Here is a 19,197-nt window from a genome sequence, read left to right as displayed (position 1 = left end):
AAAGCCGTTAAACTTCATGTAAACCGGTTTTAAATGTACTCCCCGATGAAATATAATTTTACAAGTGTTCTGTTAGCCTCATTTATTACAATCGGTATCTTTAGTGGCGAGGCCTGCGGCAAAAAATCAACCGCGGCACCCACTCCGGCACCACCTGTTGTACCTCCGGTGGTAACACCAACCAAAAGCGATGTGGCCATGTGGCTCACCACTGCCGATCAGGCTACCGCCTTTGCCAAACAAAATGTCACTATCAATTTCGGCGCAACGGCCGGCAGCGGCTCAACCATTAGTATCAATGCTGCTACAACCTACCAAACCATTGATGGCTTTGGCTATTGCCTTACCGGCGGCAGCGCCATGGTGCTTAATAAACTTACCGCCCAAAAGCAGGACGAAGTTTTGAAAGATCTTTTCGCAACCGATGATACCCACATCGGCGTAAGTTATCTCCGCATCAGCATTGGCGCATCTGATATGAGTGCTACAGATTATACTTATGACGAGGTTACCCCCGGTTTAACAGACGTCGATCTGAAAAACTTTTCTATCGATGCCGAAAAGGCCGATCTCATTCCTGTATTGAAGAAGATTCTCGCCATTAATCCAAACATTAAAATATTAGGCAGCCCCTGGACAGCCCCTACCTGGATGAAGATTAACACTCTTGGAAACAACGGGTTTAAAGGCGGCAGTTTGAATACCGCTTATTATGATGCCTACGCACGCTATTTTGTAAAATACATCCAGGCTATGAAAGCCGAAGGCATAACTATTGATGCCATAACCCCGCAAAATGAGCCATTGAATGCTTACAATAACCCGGCTATGTATATGCCGTCGAACGAGCAGGCCAACTTTATCAAAAACAACCTTGGCCCGCAATTCAAAGCTGCCGGCATTGCCACCAAAATCATTGTTTATGACCATAATGCCGATAACACCACTTACCCGGTAGATATTTTCAGCGATGCAACTGCTAATCCTTTTGTTGATGGGTCAGCTTTCCATTTATATAATGGTGATATCAATGCGCTTGGCCCGCTGCATGACGCTTTCCCAAACAAAAACCTTTATTTTACAGAGCAATACACCCCATCAAATGGCGGCTTTGGCGGCGACTTGTCCTGGCATGTAAGCAACCTTATTATTGGTGCAACCCGTAGCTGGTGCCGCAACGTTTTGGAATGGAACCTTGCTACCGATACCGACTACGGGCCGCATACTGATGGGGGCTGTACTACCTGCCGCGGTGCGTTAACAGTTACTTCATCATCGGCAGTAACAAAAAATGTATCTTATTATATTATTGCACATGCATCAAAATTTGTGCGGCCGGGAGCTGTAAGGATCGCATCTGATAATGTAGCCGGATTACCAAACGTTGCTTTCAAAAATACCAATGGCAGCACCGTTTTGATCGTACTAAATTCAAGCGGCAGCCAGCAATCATTTAATATTAAGATAGATGGAAAAACAGCTTCAAGCACTTTAGCCAACGGCTCGGTAGCTACTTATGTATGGTAAAACCAATATTTTAGCAACAAATAGCTAAAAATTAACATTTTAAATAACTGTATAACATACTTTTAATAGGATTAGAAAAATAAAAATATTATAATTGTATCCGGCCTGACGCTAACCAAACAACCATTTCATTCGCGCCTGTAGTGAATCCAACATTACAGGTGCGAAAAACATTCATTTTGCTGAGCCTATGTTTAAACCGTTACTGAGATTTTTTATCGGTATTGTTGTTTTTTGCTTATGCTTTTCAGTAAGCATAAAGGCCCAAACTACGGTACAAATAAACGACAATGTAAACCAGCATATTTTTGAATACAAGCAGATTGTTTATTTTGAAGATACAACCGGTAAACTTGGTCTCGACGGTATTCATGCAGCTTACTTAGCAGGCAAATTTGCATTCAATCCCGAGCCTACCCCTGTTACCCATCATAATAACTCGGCTTATTGGTACCGCATTAAAATTGGCAGGGCCAATGCTACCAATAACAACTGGATCCTGGAGTTTTTTGATCAAACAATAGATAGTATTACCGTTTACTCACCTGTTAAAGATACTTACCGGATAACATCACTTGGCAGCAGCCACCCTTTTGCCGCCCGTTTTTACAAACACAAAAATTTTAGCGTTAACATCAATAGCAATCAAGGGCCCGATGATGTTTATTATATCCGCATCCGCTCAGGCCATTCGGTAAATGTGATCATGGTATTGCGTACAGTAAGCCGGTTTATCGGCTACGCGCTCGATGAATATTTTTTCTTTGGCGTTTTTTATGGCATGATCCTGGTTTTTGGCCTGTACAATTTCATGATGTTTATAGCCATGCGCCAGGTACAATACCTGTACTACATCATTTACAATCTAAGCATCGGTCTGTACGAAATGTGTGCCGATGGTATTGCCTACCAGTACATCTGGCCAAATAATCCAGGCTGGAACAATTATGCTTATGGAATCGCCCTGTTTTCGGCCAGTATTTTTGCTATTCTTTTCGCGCAAAAACTCCTTAATTTAAAAGTCAACGCCCCTCGTTTAAACAAGGTGATTAAAGGGGTTATCGTTTTCAGGTGTATCTATTTCCTGGCCTGTATTACTATTAATATGGCCTGGTTTAACTACAAGATCATCGAGTTTTTGCCGCTAAGTATTTCATTTTACGCTGGTTGCTATGTGCTGATTAAAGGCTATAAACCGGCAAGGTTTTTTGTTATTGGCTATACCTTCCTGCTTACTGGTTTTATCATTAAAACCTGCATAGCATTAAACATCTGGTGGTTGCCTGTTACCGAATTCGACTACTACAGCCTCAGCGTTTGTTTTATTATGGAGATGCTGTTTATCTCTTTTGCCATTGGCGATAAAGTTCGGATCCTGAAAAAGGAAAAGGATATCGCCCAGCAAAACATCATAACCCAGATGAAACAGAACGAGGAACTGAAAGATACCCTGAACCGCAGCCTCGAAGCCCAGGTGCAGGAACGCACCCGTGAGCTGGTCGAAAAATCATCCATGATAGCCGAGCAGAATGAAGAACTTAAATCGGTTAATGAATTGCTGCAACAACAGGCTGAAGAAATTTCGCGCATGAATGTCCTGCTCGAAAAAGATAATATCATCCTGCATAACGATATCGAAAAAGTAACCCATGACAGGGTAATGCTTACCGAAGTTGACTTTGAAGAGTTCAGCCGCATTTATCCCGATAGGGAAACCTGCTTCAAATTCCTGTCCGACCTGAAATGGGAGCACGGTTATGCCTGCCGTAAATGCAGCAATACGCATTACGGCAGCGGGCATCTGCCCTACAGTCGCCGGTGTTCAAAATGCGGTTATGAAGAATCGGTGATTGCTTATACCATACTGCAAAACACCCGCATCCCTATTAATAAGGCTTTCTACATGATCTTCCTGATGTACTCAACCAAAGGCAAAATCTCGTCACATAAACTATCCGAAATCCTTTCTATCCGCCAAAGTACCTGCTGGGCATATAGTTCCCGCATTAAAAAAGTAATGGAGCAGCGCAAAAAAGAGATCAAAAATGCAGGTGATAAAGGCTGGAGTAAACTGGTGATTGATAATAGCACGAATGCCTGAGCAGGCGGATAACAATTTAAACGAATTTCACGAATTAGTATCTTGCATCAAAAGGGGTTGACAGATTGCACCAGAGGTGCAAAAGGTTTGTAGAAATGAAACGAATGAATTTTCTTAGTGTGCCAGAGGTACACAACTCCGGTGTTCCGTACCTCTGGCACGGTTATTTTCTATACATTATGTTGCTACAAACCTGTTCCCCCTCTGGGGGATTTTTCTTAACTTAATGACATTGGCCGATACCCAATGGGCGCAAGTCTTGTGCGGCTGTCGGACGGCGGATGATTTGTGACTCCTCTCCGTCAAGTCATTTTGATATTTAATTATACTCTTTTATAGAATACTTCTTTTCGTATTCCCAATCACTTATAACTCACAGCTATATACCCCTATTTTTTTTCTTTACAATTAACTGCGAAGTAAGCGTATCAGAAAAAAAATTTCATTGCAACAAAAACGTTGCACAGGCTATTTAAAGTACTTTTTGCTGTTTTAAACAATGTGATGTAAGCGTATTAAAACACATATAATGCACTATAAATCAATTATTTATAAACATTTTACTTGATTGATCCGTTTAAATTCCTGTAGATTTGCTACAACCAATTTTAAGCTACACATAGCTCTGCTTTACGGAAAACAGCATTGTACGGGAGCATTCGCCCCGAAACAATGCTTTGATATTCTTAAGTGACAGTTAAATATCATTATGCGTATTTAACTGTTGTATAGCAGCTTATGTGATTTTTTTTGAATATCAAATCAATCAACTAAATAATAACTAAATGAAAATCAATTACAAATTAAGGCGGTTTGCAGTCCTCACCCTGTTTATTGCCGCAGCCTTTTACTCCTGTAAAAAGAATGTAAATGCTCCTGAAGCTCCTGATCAAAAAACAAGCGGAACCGTAGCCCGTGCAGCCAACGAAGTAGTGAATGCCTGGCTAACCACTGCTGATCAGTCAAATCTGTTGCAGGCACAAACCAGTTTCAATTTCGCAGCCGATGCAGGCACCAATGCCACTACCATTACAGTAGACGAAAATCAAACCTACCAGGGTATTGATGGCTTCGGCTTCACATTAACCGGAGGCAGCGCCGGGTTGTTGAACGGTCTTGGCAGTAATCAGACCAATGTACTTAACGAGCTTTTTGGTACGGCCAACGGGCAAATCGGGATCAGCTATATCCGTATCAGCATCGGGGCCTCCGATTTGAGCGCCAATGATTTTACTTACAACCAAACCGCAGGCGACTTTAATATGAACAACTTCAGCATCAGCGCCGAAAACCAGGACCTGCTACCTATCCTAAAAAAGATCATCGCCATAAACCCATCCATCAAAATTATAGCCACCCCATGGACTGCCCCTACCTGGATGAAGGTGAACACAACCGGAAACAATGGCTATACAGGCGGCAGCCTCAATACAGCGGCAGGATATTATGACGCCTACGCGCGCTATTTTGTAAAATACTTACAGGCTATGCAGGCACAGGGCATTACCATTGATGCCATTACACCTCAAAATGAACCGCTTAACCCATATAATAACCCGAGTATGGTAATGCAACCCGCCGAAGAAGCCAATTTTATCAAAAATAACCTCGGTCCGCAGATCAGGGCAGCCGGTTTCCAAACCAAGATCATTGCTTACGATCACAATACCGACAGGATTGATTATCCCGAAACTGTTTTGGCCGATGGCGGGGCTAACCCTTATGTTGACGGCTCCGCATTTCACCTGTATGCAGGCAATATCAGTTCTTTAACCGATGTACATAATGCCTATCCTAACAAAAACATCTACTTCACCGAGCAATGGGTTGGTGCGCCAAGCAATTTTGGCGGCGATCTGTCATGGCACGTAAACACCCTCATTATTGGCGCTACCCGCAACTGGAGCCGCAACGCGCTTGAATGGAACCTGGCTTCCGATCCAAACAATAACCCACATACACCCGGTGGTTGCAGTACCTGTTTAGGTGGCATCACTGTTAGCGGTACTTCTATTACCCGTAATGTGGGCTATTACATTATCGGTCACGCTTCAAAATTTGTAAGACCGGGCGCAGTCCGCATTTCATCCAACCTATCGGGCAGTATCCAAAACGTAGCTTTTAAAAATTCCGATGGCAGCAAAGTGCTTATCGCTCTTAACAACGGCTCATCAAGCAGCAGCTTTAAAGTTAAATGGGGTGCCGAATCATTTACTTATACCTTAGCCGCCGGCGCTGTAGCAACCTTTAAATGGACAGGTACACAATCAAGCGGTTCAGGATCAGGCGCGCCTATCGGCTCAACTATTACCCTTAAAGGCTTTAATAACCAATACGTAAGCAGCGAAAACGGCACCCAGGCTATGAACTGCAACCGCGCCACAGCATCTGCATGGGAGCAGTTTTTGGTTGTTGATGCTGGTGCTGGCAAAATAGCGCTGCAATCTATGGGCAAATATGTATCGTCCGAAAACGGCGCACAAGCCATCACCTGTAACCGCACAACCTACGGCGATTGGGAAAAATTTGACTGGGTCCCTACTACCGACGGTAAAGTTACCCTCAGGGGCAATAACGGCAAATTTATCTCAAGCGAAAACGGCACACAAGCCATGACCTGCACCCGTGCAACAGCATCGGGCTGGGAAGCTTTTGGTGTAAACCAGTAATTACCTGCAAAACCAATTAATTATTTACCAATACCATCATTATGAAACAACTTTTAAACTTTGCGAAGAGCGCCGCAACTGCGTCGGCATTCATGTTCTTAATTTCATCCTGCAGCAAGGATTTGAACAAGCCATCACCTGCCATTAAAACGGCCGATGAAACAACAGGTGGTTCAACCACCACACCAAGAGCAGGCACACTGCTTTGGAGCGATGAATTTAACGGCACAAGCGTTAACACCGCAAACTGGAACATTGATAACGGCAACCCAGGCGTTAATAATGAAAAAGAATACTATCAATCGGCAAATGCAACGGTTTCTGGTGGCTTTTTAACTATTACAGCCAAAAAAGAATCTGTTGGCGGACAGCCGTATACATCAGCCAAATTAACTACCGCCGGTAAATATCAGCCAACGTCCGGTCGTATTGAGGCAAGCATCAAGCTTCCTGGTGTACAAGGTACCTGGCCTGCATTTTGGATGCTGGGCGCAAATATCGGTACAGTAGGCTGGCCACAGTGCGGCGAAATTGATATCATGGAGCAGGTAAACACTTCCAATACCATTTTGGGCACCATGCACTGGTATAACAACGGAGGCCACGTGCAATATGGCGGCAGCACAACCACCACGCCAACAGGATTCCATACCTATGCTGTTGAGTGGGATGCCAACTCAATCCGCTGGTATGTAGATAATACCTTGTATGTAACCGGTAATATTGCCAATAACATTAACAATACAGGTGCGTTCCATAATCCGTTCTTTATCATTCTTAACCTGGCCATCGGCGGCGATTTACCTGGTAATACCATTAATGACGGAGCATTGCCTTGTAACATGGTAGTTGATTACGTAAGGGTTTATGACCTTTCGGGTAGCAGCACTACACCTCCAATTGGTCAAACCATCACCTTAAAAGGATTTAATAACCAATATGTTAGCAGCGAAAACGGAACACAGGCCATGAACTGTAACCGTGCTACAGCATCGGCCTGGGAACAATTTACTGTAGTTGATGCCGGCGGCGGTAAGGTAGCGCTTCAGGCTATGGGTAAATATGTATCAAGCGAAAATGGTACACAAGCTATCACTTGTAACCGCACCACCGTAGGCGACTGGGAGAAATTTGACTGGGTACCTACCACCGATGGCAAAGTTACCTTCAGGGGAAATAACGGCAAATTTATCTCGAGCGAAAACGGCACACAAGCCATGACCTGTACGCGGGCAACCGCATCGGGCTGGGAAGCTTTTGGAGTAAACCAATAATTTAAAATGATATATTTAGCCTGCCCGTTAACTAAACGGGCAGGCTTCCTTTTTTATAAACCTACTGATGAAAAAATTTACCGGCTTTTGTCTTTTATGGCTGATGTTAGGCGCTCGTGTTGTGTATGCTCAATCTGACGGGAACAAACTGCAGTTTGATATTACAGATGGTTACCAGCGCGAAAACTTTCATTGGTCGATAGCAGGCAATAGCGATGGTCAAAATCCAAACGTTTTTTCGGAACTGAAATGGACAAAAATCGGCGGACATTCTATTACCGCTTCTCTGCAATGGAATGTGTATCAAAAGTTTAGTGTTTATGCAGATTACAGCCGGCAATTCATCACATCGGGCACAGTTAACGATTCTGATTACAGCAACGATAACCGTACCGGTAATACCTATAACGAAACTTTTAATGCCGGAAAAGGTAATACACGGGGCTGGGCATTAGGCGCAGGTTATCAGCTAATTAATGATAATTGGCTTAACCTTACCCCTTATGCAGGATACAGTGATAACAGGCAATCGTTATCTCTGTATGATAGCGACAATCGTTTTCCGGGTTTGAACAGCAGCTATCAAACTAAATGGACCGGTGTATTTATCAAAACCATAGCATCGATAAAACTGATTGAAAAGCTAAAGTTTAATGCTGATATCACCTACAACCAGGTAAGTTACAACGCCGATGGTAACTGGAACCTTATTACCACGTTTCAGCACCCGGTAAGCTATCGTCATCATGCCATTGGATATGGCTTAAATATGAATGGCGCATTGGTTTATACCATCACAAAACATATAGCTATCCAAGCCGGTGGCGGATACCTACACTGGCAAACTGGTACAGGTACAGATGAGCTTTATCTTAACAGTGGCGAAGTCGATAAAACCCAGATAAATGGGGCGTATCGGACTGGATTTAGAGTGTTTGGGGGGATTCGGCTATCTTATTAATTCCCTGCTGCCGCAAGTAATCGCAAACAAATAAAAACTATGTCATTGCGAGCGCAGCGTGGCAACCGCACAGAAGCATATCCGCCCTGTATAGCATGCGATTGCCGCGTCGCCCCGCTGCACATTATCCAGCCAGCTCCTCGCAATGACATGGTTTTTGTCTTCCCAACAACTGTGTGTTGGAGCCGAGCGTCGGCATATGTTTTTAAAAAGCATGTCAATGACATGGTTTTTAGTTTATATCTCACCACAAATCGTCATAAAATCATCATTCATTAAACTGATTATTATTTAGTTTAGACCGCTGTAAACCAACATTTAAACCCTTAATACCACTCCTGATGAAGATGAAACTTCTATTCATGCTTTCGCTCTGCTTTTCAGCGTCAGTTTTAGCAGCCCAAACGGCAAAAAACTATCATATCAAATCGCCCGATGGTAAGATTGACCTGACGGTAACAACCGGTGATAAGATCAGGTGGTCGGTAAAGCATGAGGATACGGAGATCATTACACCATCAGCTATATCAATGACACTTCAGGGTGGTGAAGTGTTGGGTAAATCTTCTGTTGTAAAAAACACAAAAGCGTCATCCGCCGATCTGTATTTCAATACACCTATCTACAAAAAAGATAAGGTTCACGATCAGTATAATCAACTAACAATCAACTTTAAAGGAGACTATTCAGCGGTATTCCGTGCGTATGATGATGGGGTAGCTTATCGTTTTATCACGCAGAAAAAGGGTGATATCATTATACAGAATGAAGAAGCTAATTTCAATTTTAAAAATGACGATAAAGCGTGGCTCCCTTTTGTAAATGATTATCGCAACAAAGATAAATGGACAACGTCCTTCGAGGCATTATATAGTAAACTTAAGCTATCGGAAGTAACCAAAGACAGCCTTGCTTTTTTACCTGTTTTGGTAAATGTTGGCGACAATAAAAAAGCTGCCATCCTTGAAGCCGATCTGCAGGATTATCCGGGCATGTACTTAACCGGAAACGGGCAAAGCCTGCAGGGAGCATTTGCAAAATACCCCACGGTTGAAACTACCGGTGGTTACGCTAATATGAACTATGTGGTTAACGGCCGGGCCGATTATATCGCCAAAACAAAAGGCACAAGGAGTTTCCCGTGGCGGGTGGCTATCATCAGCACAGAAGATAAACAACTGGCTAATAGTGACATAGTTCAAAAACTATCTGAACCATCCAGGATTAAAGATATGTCATGGATAAAGCCCGGTAAAGTGGCCTGGGATTGGTGGAACGATTGGAATATTACCCATGTTGATTTTAAAGCGGGCATTAACAACCCTACTTACAAATATTACATCGACTTCGCATCGGCCAACAAGGTGGAATATGTGGTTTTGGATGAAGGCTGGTCGAACATAGTTGATTTGAACCAGATCTCGCCGGATATTAACCTGCAGGAACTGATCGATTACGCCAAACAAAAAAATGTAGGCCTCATTTTATGGACAAGCTGGTATGCCCTAACCCGCCAAACCGATGCTGCGATGGCTAAATTTTCAAAAATGGGCATCAAAGGTTTCAAGATAGATTTCATCGATCGTGACGATCAGAAAATGGTTTCATCGCTTTATGAAATAGCTCAAAAAGCAGCTGATAATCAGTTAATTGTAGATTATCATGGCATGTATAAACCAAGCGGTATCCAGCGTACTTTTCCAAATATCCTTAATTTTGAGGGTGTCAAAGGGCTGGAAAATGTAAAATGGGGTGTTAAAGATCATCCCGGTTATGATGTGAGTATTCCCTTCATCCGCATGTTGTCCGGCCCGATGGATTATACACCCGGCGCTATGCGTAATGCCAGTAAAGCTAATTTTCGCCCGGTAAATGGTAACCCCATGAGCCAGGGAACCCGCTGCCATCAATTAGCTATGTATACCGTATTTGAAGCACCACTACAAATGATGGCCGATAACCCTACCGCCTATCAAAAAGAACAGGAAAGTACAGATTTTATCGCCGCTGTGCCCACAACTTTCAATGAAACGGTGGCTATAAGCGGAAAAGTAGGTGAATACGTAGCCCTCGCCCGCCGAAAAGGTTCCACGTGGCACATTGGTGCAATGACAAACTGGGATGCCCGCGATTTAACCATCGATCTCTCGTTTTTAGGTGAAGGCACTTACAAAGCCGTAATTTTTGAAGATGGTATCAATGCCGACAGGGATGGCACTGATTACAAACGAACTGTGGTTAATTTAACTTCAAAAGATAAGCTTAATATCAAACTGGCTTCAGGCGGTGGCTGGGCTGCGAGATTGGAGAAGGTGAATTAACACCATTCCGTCGTGCTGAACTTGTTTCAGCACCCCACAGGACAAGTAGGCGATTTGCTTAGCAAGTGGCCTGGCAAGTGAGATGCTGAAACAAGTTCAGCATGACCTTAATTTTATTATAAAACCATAACACACTGATTTAAAGAAAGTTAATTATCATCCTTCTGCTTATCGGCAGCCTCCTTAGCTGCTTTTTCCTTTTGTTTCTGAGCTTCTTTGGCTGCTTTCTCTTTATCCTCCTGAATCTTTTCCTGGGCCTTTTTAATACTGTCCTGTCTTTGCTGTTCGCGCTTCTTTTTCTTGTTGAAGAAACCCCTTAACAAAAAGTTATGCTGGGCGGCGGTAAGGTCTTCATTAAGCGTGTTGGTTGTACTGTGAACTGTTTTAATTGTAGTTTGAGCTTGTTTAACAGTACCTTCCAGGTCGCGGGCCATTTTGTCGCTGTTCAACAGGCGGCCAATGCTGCCCTGCCCATTATTGATCTTGGCGACTATGCCTGTCAAATTTTCGGTTAATGATTCAGCGTTATCAGCCACACGGGTTAGTTTATTGATGATCCTGTCTACATCAACCGGGTTTATCGAACCTAACTTTCCGCCATCTTCAATCTCTTCGTGGCTTACAATTCCACCAGGGGCTATCACTACCAGCTTATCCCCCATCAGTCCGTCGCTGCCTATACTTAGTTTTGAGTCTTTCTTGATAAACTTTTTAACGCTCTTATTCAGTGTAAGATCAACCCGTACCGAACTATCGGTTACGATATTGATAGATTGTACCACTCCAACGTTAATGCCCGCAAATCGCACATTATTACCCACCTGCAAACCGCTCACATTCTTAAACCGCCCATAAACATGAAAGGTAGAATTAAACAGGCTTTTTTGATTGCCTATTAAAAATATAGCAACCAACAGCACTGCCAACCCTAAAAAGGTAAACAGGCCTATCCTTATTTTTTGAGATGATGTAGTTTTCATGCGGGTTCGTTAAAAAAAGATCTGACCATTTCATTATCCGATTTTTCGAGCTCTTTGTATGAGCCTTCGGCTATATATTCACCCTCATCCATTACCAGGATGCGGTCGGCCGTAATACGGGCGCATTCCATATCGTGGGTAATGATGACAGATGATATTTCATATTTGCGTTGCAGGCGATTGATGAGCTCACTGATCTCGCGGGAGGTAATGGGGTCAAGCCCGGTGGTAGGCTCATCATACAGCATAATCTCAGGGTTAACGATCAGTGTACGGGCCAGGCCTACCCTTTTTCGCATCCCGCCCGAAAGGTCGGACGGCATTTTATCTATCGCATCTAATAAACCAACAGCATCCAACACGCCTTCAACCTTTTTATTAATCTCTTTCTGATCTTTCAGCTTCAACACCCTGGTAAGTGGAAACTCCAGATTATCCCTTACCGTCATAGAATCATACAATGCCCCACCCTGAAAAAGGAATCCTATCTTCATCCTTAGCTGTTTCAGCTCTTCATCGTTCATCGTGGTGATATCCTCTCCAAAAACCTCCAACTTACCGCCGTCTGGCTGCAACATACCTACCACGCATTGAATAGTTACGGATTTTCCCTGACCCGATTTACCCAGCACAACAATGTTTTCCCCTTTCTTCAGGTCGAAAGTGATATTTTTAAGCACTTTCTTTTTACCGAAAGATTTTTTTATGCCTTTAGCATGTATCACCACCTCCGGCTTATGTTCAGGCGCTTCTTTTTTAGCTTCGATATGTTTGTCTGCTTCTTTCATCTTATTTATAAAATAACAAACTGGTGATCTGAACGGCTATAGCATCAATGATGAAGATCCAGAGGGAAGCAGTCACCACAGCTGAGTTAGCCGCTATACCTACACTTTCAGTCCCTTTATCCGAATGATAGCCTTTATAACATCCCACAAAACCAACCGCAAAGCCAAAAAGCACAGTTTTAGCTACAGCAGGTAGCAAGTCGGTAAAATCAAGAGAGGCAATACATTTATTGAAGTAAAGAGAAAAACTGATGCTATCGGTAAAGTTGAGCGCCAGGAAGCCACCGAATAATCCGATGGCATCACCTATAATGGCCAATAATGGGATCATGAAACTGGTAGCTAATACGCGCGTCACCACCAGGTATTGAATGGGGTTGGCACCCGATACCTCCATAGCATCAATCTGCTCGGTCACTTTCATACTGCCCAACTCGGCCCCAATGCTTGACGCTATTTTACCGGCGCAAATGATAGCAGTGATCACCGGCCCTATTTCGCGGATAAGTGCAACCGACAGTGTTTTAGGCAACATGCTTTCGGCACCAAGCGAGATGAGCGATGGCCTGAGCTGCAAAATAAGCACCAGGCCCATGATAAAGGAGGTAATACCCACCAGCATCATGGACCGATAACCTATTTCGTAGCATTGCCTTACAAACTCCGACCATTCAAAGCCCCCGGTAAATATGTTGCGGAAAAAGCGCGTGAAGAACACTACATAGTCGCCTATGCCTTCAAGCCATTTTCTCCATCCGCTTAGTTCCTGCTGTGCTTCCATCAGTGAATCTTAAATAATAGTAAACAACAACCAAGCAACACTCAATTGTTTTTGAACTTTCAATAATATTCACTTTATAGATTCAGGCTAATACTGATTTATGACATTGGTACGTCAATGATCAGGAAACGGGATGGCTCTTCGGTTATAATTGTAAGTGAACTTGTATCATAAACGCCCAGCGCATCTTTTTTGTTTAAAACCTGGCTGTTTATTTTAACCACACCATCCAGCACAAAAACATAAGCACCATTGCCCTGGGTTTTAATATCATAGTTGATAGTTTGCCCTGCTTCAAATTCGCCCATCGAAAAGGTCGCGTCCTGGTTGATCCAAAGCGTGTCTTCACTTTTTTGCGGCGAGATCAAGGTAGTTAGCTCATTCAATTTAAAACGGTCTTTAAAATTCATCTGATCGTAACGCGGCTGGATATTTCTTTCTTTAGGGAAAAGCCAGATCTGTAAAGTATTGGCAGCCTCTTTATGCGATGCATTATATTCTGAATGATATACACCTGTACCTGCCGACATCACCTGCACCTCTCCCGCATTTATGACCCCGGTATTGCCCATGCTATCTTTATGCTCCAAACCTCCTTTTAAAGGAATGGTGATAATTTCCATATTATCGTGCGGATGACTGCCAAAGCCACGGCCGGCGGCTATGATATCATCATTCAATACACGCAACGCACCGAAATTCATTTTCTCCGGATTATAATAGGATGCAAAGCTGAACGAGAAGTTTGCTTTTAACCAGCCTATATCGTTATGTCCACGTTCTGCTTCGGGATAAAATATTGTTTTCATGCTCTTTTAAATTATATGTTTAAACACACAATATTTATTCCACAATTTAATTATGCGTATTTTTGCGGAAAATCAATAAGTAATGGCAAAAAAAGCTGTGATTGCAGGCTCAAGCGGACTTATTGGCAGTCAACTTCTGCAAATTTTATTGGAACAAGCCTATTATGATGAAGTTTTAATCCTGGTCAGGAAAAATCTGCCACTACAGCATCATAAATTGAAGCAGCTTGTTATTGACTTTGAACAGCCCGAAACATACAAAAATGAGCTGAATGGCCATGCTTTGTTCTGCTGCTTAGGATCAACTAAAAAGAAAACGCCTGATTTGACCGTTTATCGCAAGATAGATCATGATTATCCGTTATTACTGGCACAATTGGCTAAGCAAAACGGGCTCGAACAATATCATTTGGTATCCTCAATTGGAGCCGACATAAATGGCGTTAATTTCTATACCAAAACTAAAGGAGAAACCGAAGCCGATGTTACGGCAACGGGAATACCCGCCGTTCATATTTACAGGCCATCCTTTTTAGTGGGCGACAGGCAGGAAAGCAGACCAATGGAAAAGTTTGTAAATGGCTTAATGAAAATTATTAATCCATTGCTTTTTGGAGGATGGAAAAAATACCAAAGCATTGAGGCCTCAACCGTTGCCATGGCCATGTATCAACAATCAATAAAAAACGCGACCGGTGTATTTATATACGAGTCGGATAAAATAAAACAACTATCGTGAGTACTTATCTTTCTGCCGAGAACCTTGGCCATCAATTTCATGACAACTGGTTATTTAAAAATGTAACCATAGGTATTAACCGCGGCCGCAAGGTTGCGCTTGTAGGCGTTAACGGTGCCGGCAAATCTACCCTTCTAAAAATATTAGGCGGTACTATAAAACCTACCGAAGGCAAAGTAGTGCAGGCCCGTGACCTTAACATGGGTTACCTGGAGCAGGATCCTAACTTTAAAAATGCGGTTACCATCAGCGATTATATTTTCCATGCCGATGATGTGCAACAGCAGCTGATCCGCAGGTACGAGGAACTGATGGAGAACGATCCTGAAAACACCAAGGCCATTGAAAAGGTAATGGAAGAAATGAGTGAGGTTGATGCCTGGGAATATGAATACAAGATAAAAACCATTTTAGGCCGCTTAGATATCCACCATTTAAATCAGCATATCACTACCCTATCTGGTGGGCAAAAGAAACGTTTGGCTTTGGCTAAGCTCCTTATTGAAGACCCGGAAGTTTATATACTGGATGAGCCAACCAACCACCTGGATATTGATACCATTGAATGGCTGGAGAAATTATTGACCGAAGGCAACAAAACCATTTTGATGGTTACACACGACAGGTATTTCCTGGATAATGTATGTAACGAGATATTAGAGATTGACCGTGGCAAGATCCAGCCTTATAATGGCAGCTATGGTTACTATCTTGAAAAGAAAGCAGAACGCGAAGCAGCGGACGAGGCAGCATTTCAGAAAAACTCAAACCTGCTAAGGAAAGAGCTGGAATGGATGCGCCGCCAACCCCAGGCGCGTGGTACCAAATCAAAAGCACGTATTGATGCCTATTATGACCTGGAAGAGAAAACCAAGAACGGCGGTATTCGCGATAAAGTTGAGCTAAGCGTTAAAACAGCACGCCAGGGCAACAAGATCATGGAGATGGAACATCTTTATAAATCATTTAATGGCAATACTTACATCAATAACTTCAGCTATATATTTAAAAAAGGTGATAGGATTGGCTTAGCCGGTAAAAACGGTAGCGGTAAATCAACCCTGTTAAATATCATTACAGGTGCTTTGCAACCTGATAAAGGAAGCGTAGTTAAAGGAGAAACTACTGTAATAGGGTATTTTCACCAGGCAGGGATCACTTTTAAAGATGATGAACGTGTTATTGATATTGTAAAGAATGTTGCAGAGTTCATTACCATGGCCGACGGTAAAACCATTTCGGCCTCTGCGTTGCTTACCTTGTTCCTCTTCCCTCCTGCCAAGCAATATGGTTTTATATCAAAGCTAAGCGGTGGCGAAAAGAAACGTTTACAATTAATGAGCATCCTGATGAAGAACCCCAACTTCCTGATACTGGATGAGCCTACCAATGATCTGGATATTGATACACTAAACGTATTGGAAGAGTTTTTAACCAACTACGGTGGTGTATTAATGATGGTATCGCACGACAGGTATTTACTGGATAAGCTTACCGACCAGCTTTTCATCATGGAAGAGAAAGGCCACGTACGCATCTTTAATGGCAACTACTCATCATACAGGCTCGAACTGGAAGAAGCCAAGCAACAAGCTAAAAAGCCCGCTCCTGTAGTCCAAACACAAACTCCCGCAGCTAAAAAAAGCAAACTAAGCTTTAAAGAATCAAAGGAATTAGAAAACATTGAAGGCGAGATCAACACTATTGAGGCAAGCATAAAGGATAAAACTGCGCAATTAGACACAGTAGGCATTGACCCAAAAAAGCTTGATGAAATATTAAAGCAAATAGAGCTTTTAAACAAGCAATTGGACGACAAAAGTGCCCGTTGGATGGAATTAACCGAATTAAACGAAGGATAATGAAAACATCAGATATCATAGCTACAACGGGTGTAATCATCCTTTTAATTGCATTCTTATTGAATTTAGCAGGTAAATTATCAGCCCAGAGCAAGCTTTACAGCTTAATGAATTTCATAGGAGCAGGCACTTGCGGCTATGCTTCGTATATGATCAGCTTCTACCCTTTTGTGGTATTAGAGAGCATCTGGGCAATTGTAGCTTTAATATCATTATTCAGGGTTCCACGTGGAACATCTGCTTAGATGAGGTAATTTTGTAGTTTAAGTTTGAAGAACTAAGCCATACGCTTAAGGTCTTCATTCAAAATTCTGATATATAATATAACATAAACGTTCCACGTGGAACGTTTATTAAAGTCAAAAGTTCTAAGTTCTGAGTCAAAAATATAAACAGACTTATAACTCCAAACTCCCGACTCAAGACTTACAAACGATACGTTCCACGTGGAACAAGGAGGATAAAATGTTTAGGAAATATAATGTAATAGTAGTAGGTGCCGGGCACGCAGGCTGTGAAGCTGCTGCTGCCGCTGCTAACTTAGGTTCGTCAGTTTTACTGATAACCATGAATATGGGCACCATTGCACAGATGAGCTGTAACCCCGCAATGGGCGGTGTTGCCAAGGGACAAATAGTGCGTGAGGTAGATGCTTTAGGTGGATATTCGGGCATTATAACGGATAAAACATCTATCCAATTCAGGATGCTTAACCAGTCGAAAGGCCCTGCTATGTGGAGCCCACGAGCTCAAAGCGATCGTATGAGGTTTGCAGAAGAGTGGCGTTTAGCATTAGAGGCAACTCCTAATGTTGATTTTTGGCAGGATACTGTTACTTCCCTAATAGTAAAAAACAACACCATTGCAGGTGTGCGTACTTCTATAGGTATCGAAATTGAAGCAGATGCTGTAGTGCTTACCAACGGAACTTTCCTAAATGGAGTGATCCATATCGGCGAAAAAAGATTTGGCGGAGGTCGTACAGGTGAAAAAGCAGCCACAGGTTTAACCGAACAACTGGTTGAATTAGGCTTTGAAGCAGGCAGGATGAAGACCGGTACCCCACCCCGTGTGGATGGACGCAGTCTTAATTATAGCTTAATGGAAGAGCAATGGGGCGACCCAGTAAGAGGTAAATTCTCTTTTACAGATGTACCTTTTATAGAAGAACAACGCTGCTGCTGGATCACCTATACCAATACCGATGTACACGAAACATTGAAAGAAGGTTTCGAAAAATCGCCAATGTTTACTGGTAGGATTAAAGGTTTAGGTCCGCGTTATTGCCCTTCAATTGAGGATAAGATCAACCGCTTTGCTGAGCGCGACCGTCACCAGATTTTTGTTGAACCCGAAGGATTGAACACCGTTGAGATCTATGTAAATGGTTTCTCTACCTCCCTGCCAGAAGATGTACAATACAAAGCGCTCACCAAAATACCCGGATTTGAGAACGCTAAAATGTTTAGACCAGGTTACGCCATTGAGTACGATTTCTTCCCCCCTACACAATTGGGTTTAACTTTAGAAACCAAACAGATCAGTAACCTGTATTTTGCCGGGCAGATCAACGGTACTACCGGTTACGAGGAAGCAGCCTCACAAGGCTTCATTGCAGGCATCAATGCGCACCAAAAAATCAACGATAAACACGAATTGATTTTGAAGAGATCAGAATCATATATAGGTGTTTTGATAGACGACCTGGTTACTAAAGGTACCGAAGAGCCTTACCGTATGTTCACTTCAAGAGCCGAGCACCGCCTGTTATTACGTCAGGATAATGCCGATATCAGACTCTCTCCTATGGGGCATGAGCTGGGATTGATTAGCGATGAGCGTTTGGAAAAAGTAAATCAGAAAGTGAAAAACTCGGATGATATTGTAGCTTATACCAAAAGTAAATCCATCGATCCATCAACAGTAAACAGCCTGTTAGAAGAATTAGGTACAAGCGCACTCACCCAAAGCAACAAGCTGTTTAATTTATTGAGCAGGCCACAGGTTACTTTTGAAGACCTTAAAAAAGCAGACGCTCCTTTAGCCGAGTTACTCTCTGCCTATGATAAAGAAACTATTGAGCAGGCTGAAATAAAAATCAAATATGAGAGTTATTTCATCAAGGAGATGGAGATTGTTGACCGCATGAAAAAAATGGAAGACCGTGAGATCAATCCAAATTTTGATTATCACACTTTGGTATCACTTTCAAAAGAAGCGCGTGAAAAACTGATGAGGATAAAACCACGCACTTTGGGCCAGGCATCACGAATTTCGGGCGTTTCACCGTCGGATATCTCTGTTTTAATGGTTCATGTGTCAAGATAATTCATAAATTACTGATAATTAAGGATTTATAAAATATCCTCTTAAATCGATTATTTT

General features: G+C 42.7%; 14 protein-coding genes. 10 read left to right on the top strand and 4 right to left on the bottom strand.

Annotation, left to right across the window (positions count from 1 at the left end; translation table 11 throughout):
- The first annotated feature begins 45 nt into the window (after positions 1-45).
- From BMX50_RS09300 to BMX50_RS09275, 6 genes are all read left to right on the top strand, one after another.
- Complete coding sequence (locus tag BMX50_RS09300) at positions 46-1,527, top strand: glycoside hydrolase family 30 protein (RefSeq protein WP_091210213.1); 1,482 nt, start codon at positions 46-48, stop codon at positions 1,525-1,527.
- Positions 1,528-1,717: 190 nt separating this feature from the next.
- Complete coding sequence (locus tag BMX50_RS09295; protein WP_091210212.1) at positions 1,718-3,628, top strand: 7TM diverse intracellular signaling domain-containing protein; 1,911 nt, start codon at positions 1,718-1,720, stop codon at positions 3,626-3,628.
- Between the two features lie 785 nt (positions 3,629-4,413).
- Positions 4,414-6,297 (top strand): glycoside hydrolase family 30 beta sandwich domain-containing protein, encoded by a 1,884-nt coding sequence (locus tag BMX50_RS09290; protein WP_091210211.1) that lies wholly within the window; start codon positions 4,414-4,416, stop codon positions 6,295-6,297.
- A 41-nt stretch (positions 6,298-6,338) separates the two neighbouring features.
- Positions 6,339-7,571: a family 16 glycosylhydrolase gene (locus BMX50_RS09285; RefSeq protein WP_208864668.1), complete on the top strand. Its 1,233-nt coding sequence runs from the start codon at positions 6,339-6,341 to the stop codon at positions 7,569-7,571.
- A gap of 67 nt (positions 7,572-7,638) precedes the next feature.
- Complete coding sequence (locus BMX50_RS09280) at positions 7,639-8,532, top strand: hypothetical protein (protein ID WP_091210210.1); 894 nt, start codon at positions 7,639-7,641, stop codon at positions 8,530-8,532.
- Between the two features lie 341 nt (positions 8,533-8,873).
- A complete protein-coding gene (locus BMX50_RS09275) occupies positions 8,874-10,853 on the top strand; it encodes a glycoside hydrolase family 97 protein (RefSeq protein ID WP_091210209.1) in 1,980 nt (659 codons plus the stop codon).
- 149 nt (positions 10,854-11,002) lie between these two features.
- Here the strand turns inward: BMX50_RS09275 and BMX50_RS09270 are convergent, their stop codons facing one another.
- From BMX50_RS09270 to BMX50_RS09255, 4 genes are all read right to left on the bottom strand, one after another.
- Positions 11,003-11,833, bottom strand: coding sequence for an MlaD family protein (locus BMX50_RS09270; RefSeq protein ID WP_091210208.1), 831 nt, complete (start codon positions 11,831-11,833; stop codon positions 11,003-11,005).
- Complete coding sequence (locus BMX50_RS09265) at positions 11,830-12,621, bottom strand: ABC transporter ATP-binding protein (RefSeq protein ID WP_091210207.1); 792 nt, start codon at positions 12,619-12,621, stop codon at positions 11,830-11,832. The genes BMX50_RS09270 and BMX50_RS09265 overlap by 4 nt, the downstream gene beginning before the upstream one ends.
- A 1-nt stretch (position 12,622) precedes the next feature.
- Complete coding sequence (locus BMX50_RS09260; protein ID WP_091210206.1) at positions 12,623-13,402, bottom strand: MlaE family ABC transporter permease; 780 nt, start codon at positions 13,400-13,402, stop codon at positions 12,623-12,625.
- Positions 13,403-13,500: 98 nt separating this feature from the next.
- Entirely contained in the window at positions 13,501-14,211 is a 711-nt protein-coding gene (locus BMX50_RS09255) for a pirin family protein (protein ID WP_091210205.1), read from the bottom strand.
- An 82-nt stretch (positions 14,212-14,293) separates the two neighbouring features.
- Between BMX50_RS09255 and BMX50_RS09250 the strand changes: the two genes are divergently transcribed.
- The 4 genes from BMX50_RS09250 (at position 14,294) to mnmG (ending at position 19,140) form a co-directional block, all read left to right on the top strand.
- A complete protein-coding gene (locus BMX50_RS09250) occupies positions 14,294-14,950 on the top strand; it encodes an oxidoreductase (protein WP_091210204.1) in 657 nt (218 codons plus the stop codon).
- Positions 14,947-16,812: an ABC-F family ATP-binding cassette domain-containing protein gene (locus BMX50_RS09245; protein WP_091210203.1), complete on the top strand. Its 1,866-nt coding sequence runs from the start codon at positions 14,947-14,949 to the stop codon at positions 16,810-16,812. Before BMX50_RS09250 ends, BMX50_RS09245 begins: the two co-directional genes overlap by 4 nt.
- The gene (locus BMX50_RS09240) at positions 16,812-17,057 is read left to right on the top strand and encodes a CBU_0592 family membrane protein (RefSeq protein WP_091210202.1); all 246 of its coding nucleotides are present in this window, start codon (positions 16,812-16,814) and stop codon (positions 17,055-17,057) included. Before BMX50_RS09245 ends, BMX50_RS09240 begins: the two co-directional genes overlap by 1 nt.
- Positions 17,058-17,277: 220 nt before the next feature.
- Positions 17,278-19,140, top strand: a complete 1,863-nt coding sequence (gene mnmG, locus BMX50_RS09235; protein ID WP_091210201.1) for a tRNA uridine-5-carboxymethylaminomethyl(34) synthesis enzyme MnmG — start codon at positions 17,278-17,280, stop codon at positions 19,138-19,140.
- The last annotated feature ends 57 nt before the right edge of the window (positions 19,141-19,197 follow it).

Source organism: Mucilaginibacter gossypiicola (genome assembly GCF_900110105.1).
Lineage (GTDB): Bacteria > Bacteroidota > Bacteroidia > Sphingobacteriales > Sphingobacteriaceae > Mucilaginibacter > Mucilaginibacter gossypiicola.
The sequence above is the reverse complement of the archived record's forward strand: the minus strand, read 5'-3'. Positions and strand labels throughout refer to the sequence as shown.